Below are 4,942 nucleotides of genomic sequence, written 5' to 3' on the forward strand. Positions count from 1 at the left end.
AATTGCTGGTTTACTTAAATGTATTTATCATATTCTGTTCAATTTTCAAAGATCTTTCAGTCTCTCGACCGCTTTATTATGATAACATCCTTAGCTATTATTGTCAACATTTATTTTCATAAATTCTTAAATAATTTTTGCTAATTTTGTTCTTTTCGTTAGCCATTTTCCGTGGCAACGAATATTATAGTATCACGTTTTTCACATTCAATTCACCAAATAACACTTATGTATATAATATATCCTGCTATTACTCGTTTTTTCTTTAAAATTCTATCTATCTTACCCAAAGACACGCCAGGAAGCGTTAACTTTATTACAGAAAGATATGATTGAGTTATTAAATTATTAACTGCACTTTACTACTATTCAGATTTATTTTAGTATTAATATTGTAGACTTATTAATTTGTTAGATAGAGAAAGTATATAAAATTATTATATAGTTGTGCAATCACTTAACAAACTTAAATATCAGAAAACACTCTATAGAATCTATACATATTATACGAGAATATATATAAATACGTTTTACTTAAAGTCATTAACAATTCTATGAGTAATATAATTTTAGTTTAGGGAGATTTTAATAATGAATAAAAAAATACAGTGCTTATTACTATCAATTACTATAGTTTCTTTAATGGGATGTGGAAATGCAGCAACTTCATCCTCATCTGCAAATTCTGCTTCTAATTCCTCATCCGCAAAATCAATACAGGTATCTAATTCTACAACTACTGTATCAACACCATTTACATTAACCGATAATAATTCTTCATATTTTTGTCCATTTGTTTTTAATGGAACTGATTTAATATTTCCTAATCCAGATGAAAACAATCGAATTTCAACAATTCCTGACCCATTGCCAAAGGATATTCTTCAAAGTAAAAATGTTACTAACTTTGCGGATTATTCTGCAAGCAATATAGCATTAATTGATAAAATGATTTATTTTTCTAATGACTCAGAAAACGGTGCACTATCTTCCTTTAACATTGCTGACAAAACATATACTAAGATAAACACTCATTCTATAGATAGCCTAATAGCTATTAATACTGACTTGTTCTACAAAAACAAAGATGATGGCAATAGGGTTTATAAATATGATACAACAACCTCTAAGGGCCAGGTAGTATCACGTGATAGTGTTGGTTCCTTTATGGTTAATGGAGACTTTCTTATCTATCAGAACTTAAGTGATGGCGCAAAACTTTATTCAATCAAAATAGATGGTACTGAAAGACAAAAACTTACTGACTATACAGCTAATAGTTTTGTAGTGTATGATGGACAAATATTATTCTTTAATTCTTCTGATAATAATAATTTATATTTAATAGATCCTTCTACATTAGATTGTAAAAGAATTTCTATAATGAATGGGTCAGAGTTAAAAATTATTAATAAATCTTTATATTTCATTAATGGAAGTGATTCAAATAACCTGTATTCACTATCAGTAGATACAAAGAATTCAACTGCAACATATAAAGCAGAAATATCTCAAGGCATTAATGACTATTATTTAACTTCGGCAGGTATTTTTTATAGTCCAAGTATTAATGTAAATAATATTTACTTCAAAAAGTATTCTACTTAAAGCTAATACATAGAAAAGATGGGCGGAGATTATTAATAAATATTTTCCACCCATCTTTTTCACTATAATAAGTACCACTATAAACTTCTTACTATTTCTTTAAATTTATTTCCTCTTACCATAAAATTAGGATACATATCAAATGAAGCACAAGCTGGTGATAGTGTTACAATATCTCCTGACTCAGCTGTACTTTTTGCAATATTAACAGCATCTTCTAATGATTCTGCTATTCTTATATTAATCTTTATACCTTTCTCTTTTTCCAGCTTATCAAATACTTCCTTAATCTTGTCTTTTGTCGCTCCTATGAGAATCAATTCTTTTATATAAGGATATCCTTCATAGGCTAATGGTTCAAATGGAATATGCTTATCATATCCCCCCGCAATTATTATTACTTTTTCATCAAATGCTTTAAGTCCAGCTAAGGTCCTAGTTGGGCTTGACGCGATAGAATCATTATAATACTTAACCCCATCTATTTCTCTTACAAGCTCGCATCTATGCTCGACACCTGTGAAACTTTGTGCTACTTTCTTCATAATTTCAGTAGAGACATCATCTTTAGTTGCTAAGAACGCTGCAAGATAATTTTCAACATTATGCATTCCTTTAATTACTATATCATCCTTTTTACAAACTTCCTTACCATCAAGATAAAGAACACCGTCTTTATAATATGCCCCATCCTTTATCTCTCTTTTAGAGCTAAATTCCCTAACAATTCCTTTTGCTTCTTTTAAAAACTCATGCGTGATTTCATTTTCTCTATTTACTATTAAAATATCATTTGAATTCTGATATAAAAATATATTTTTCTTGGCATCAATATATTCTTGCATGTCTTTATGCATATCCAAATGATTAGGTGCTAAATTTGTGCATATAGCGATATCTATCTCTTGAGTCATAGTCATAAGTTGAAAACTCGATAATTCTAATACAACTCTATCATCTTCATTTATGCTTTCTATTTGTGAAAATAATGGTGTTCCTATGTTTCCTCCAACCCAAGTTTTATAACCTTGTGCTTCAAGTAACTTAGAAATAATTGTAGTTGTAGTCGTCTTTCCATCACTACCTGTTATGCCATATACTTTTCCTTTAGTATACCTAACAAACTCTTCCATTTCAGATGTAATATATGCACCTTCCTTCTTAGCTCTGACTAATGATTCGCTATCAATTCTCATTGAGGGCGTTTTAAAAATCACATCAAATCCAGTAAGTTTATCTAAATATCCTTCTCCAAGTTCTAAGGCTACTCCTTTTTTATTGAAATCAACTGCTACTTCTCCAAGTTCTTCCTCGCTCTTTTTATCAAAGGCTGTTACAGTTGCACCTAAATCTAACAAAAAATTGATTAGTGGAATATTGCTTACCCCGATTCCAACAACACCAACCTTTTTTTGGTCTATAAATTTTTTGAAATTTGCAAAGTCTTTTTTCATCTTTATCCTCCAAAATCAAATAATGTTCCTCTACCTGCTATAAATATTACCAAAATCTGTTCTTTTATATATTAATTATAGCACTTAGGTAAAAAAAATAAACTGACTCAAAAGAAATTATCTTGAGTCAGCCTTTGTCTTTTATATTTCTAGAATTCTAAACTTGATTGAATATAATTTTCTATTTCACTTATCTTAATTCTTTCTTGTTCCATTGTATCTCTATTTCTAATTGTAACTGCTTCATCCTCTAATGTCTCAAAATCAATTGTTATACAATAAGGAGTTCCAATTTCATCTTGTCTTCTATATCTCTTACCTATGCTTCCTGTTTCATCAAAGTCAAGATTAAACTTTTTACTTAACTCTGCATAAACATCTAAAGCTTTTTCTGAAAGTTTTTTAGAAAGAGGTAATACAGCTGCTTTAAATGGAGCTAATGCCGGATGCAAATGTAGTACTGTTCTGCTATCCCCGTCTTCTAACTCTTCTTCATCATATGCTTCAATTAAAAATGCTAATGCAACTCTGTCAGCACCTAACGATGGTTCTATTACATATGGTATATACTTTTCATTAGTTGTTTGATCTAGATAGCTTAAATCTTGACCTGAATGTTCTTGATGCTTAGTCAAATCATAATCAGTTCTATCTGCTATACCCCAAAGTTCACCCCATCCAAATGGAAATAAGTATTCTATATCAGATGTTGCATTTGAATAGAATGATAATTCTTCTTCACCATGATCTCTCATTCTTAAATTCTCAGGTTTTACATTTAAATTAAGCAAGAAGTTCCAGCAATAATCTTTCCAGTACTTATGCCATTCTAAATCAGTACCTGGTTTACAGAAGAATTCTAACTCCATTTGTTCAAACTCTCTTGTTCTAAATGTGAAATTACCAGGAGTAATTTCGTTTCTAAAAGATTTACCTATTTGTGCTATTCCAAATGGTACTTTCTTTCTTGAAGTTCTTTGTACAGCCTTAAAGTTAACAAATATACCTTGAGCTGTTTCAGGTCTTAGATAAATTTCTGACTTAGCATCTTCAGTAACACCTTGGAATGTCTTAAACATAAGATTAAACTTTCTTATCTCTGTATAATTCATCTTTCCACATTTAGGGCAAACTATATTATTACTTTCAATATATTCTTTTAGTTGTTCATTAGTCCATCCATCTGCACTTGCTACTTCAGCACCATTTTCTGTCATATGATCTTCAACTAACTTATCAGCTCTAAATCTTGCTTTACATTCTTTACAATCCATTAATGGGTCTGAGAAACCACCAACGTGTCCTGATGCAACCCAAACTTCCCTATTCATTAAAATAGCAGAATCTAGCCCAACATTATAAGGACTTTCTTGAACAAACTTTTTCCACCATGCTTTTTTAACATTATTTTTAAATTCCACACCTAAAGGGCCGTAATCCCATGAGTTCGCTAGACCACCATATATATCTGAGCCTGGGAATACAAATCCTCTATTTTTACAAAGAGCTACAATCTTATCCATTGTTTTTTCTACTGCCATTGTTTTATCCCTCCAAATATTTTTGATAAAAATAAAAAGGCTATAAGCGCAAAGGGACGAAATTTAAATTCCGCGGTTCCACCCTTCTTGGCTCAAGCCCATCTTTCTTCTTTAATAGACGTTACACTCAAAAGCTCCCTTCATTCTAAATCAATAATGATTTACACCAAACATCATCTCTCTTTGATCGATTTATAAATTACTCTTCTTTTTCAACGTGTATATTAAATTTATAAATTAATTTTAACAAAATCCCTTTATATGTCAATAGTAAAATACTTTCTTAAAAAAGTATAAAAAAATGGCTCCGCGAAGAGGACTCGAACCTCCAACCTATCG

Annotated in this window: 3 protein-coding genes and 1 other annotated feature; of the genes, 1 reads left to right on the forward strand and 2 read right to left on the reverse strand. The window is 30.3% G+C overall.

Translation table 11 applies throughout. The features are described 5' to 3' along the window. Positions 1-591: 591 nt before the first annotated feature. Positions 592-1,608, forward strand: a complete 1,017-nt coding sequence (locus COL3_RS14800; protein WP_008422725.1) for a DUF5050 domain-containing protein — start codon at positions 592-594, stop codon at positions 1,606-1,608. A gap of 77 nt (positions 1,609-1,685) precedes the next feature. Here the strand turns inward: COL3_RS14800 and murD are convergent, their stop codons facing one another. Continuing rightward, on the reverse strand, positions 1,686-3,062 hold the full coding sequence (gene murD / locus COL3_RS14805) for a UDP-N-acetylmuramoyl-L-alanine--D-glutamate ligase (RefSeq protein WP_008422726.1): 1,377 nt from the start codon (positions 3,060-3,062) through the stop codon (positions 1,686-1,688). A 149-nt stretch (positions 3,063-3,211) separates the two neighbouring features. After that, entirely contained in the window at positions 3,212-4,603 is a 1,392-nt protein-coding gene (locus tag COL3_RS14810; protein ID WP_008422727.1) for a glycine--tRNA ligase, read from the reverse strand. Positions 4,604-4,652: 49 nt separating this feature from the next. Beyond that, positions 4,653-4,828 (reverse strand) — a binding site (T-box leader). Positions 4,829-4,942: the final 114 nt, after the last annotated feature.

Origin of the sequence: Clostridium sp. LS (assembly GCF_002760435.1) — a bacterium.
In the GTDB taxonomy this organism is placed as follows: Bacteria; Bacillota; Clostridia; order Clostridiales; family Clostridiaceae; genus Clostridium.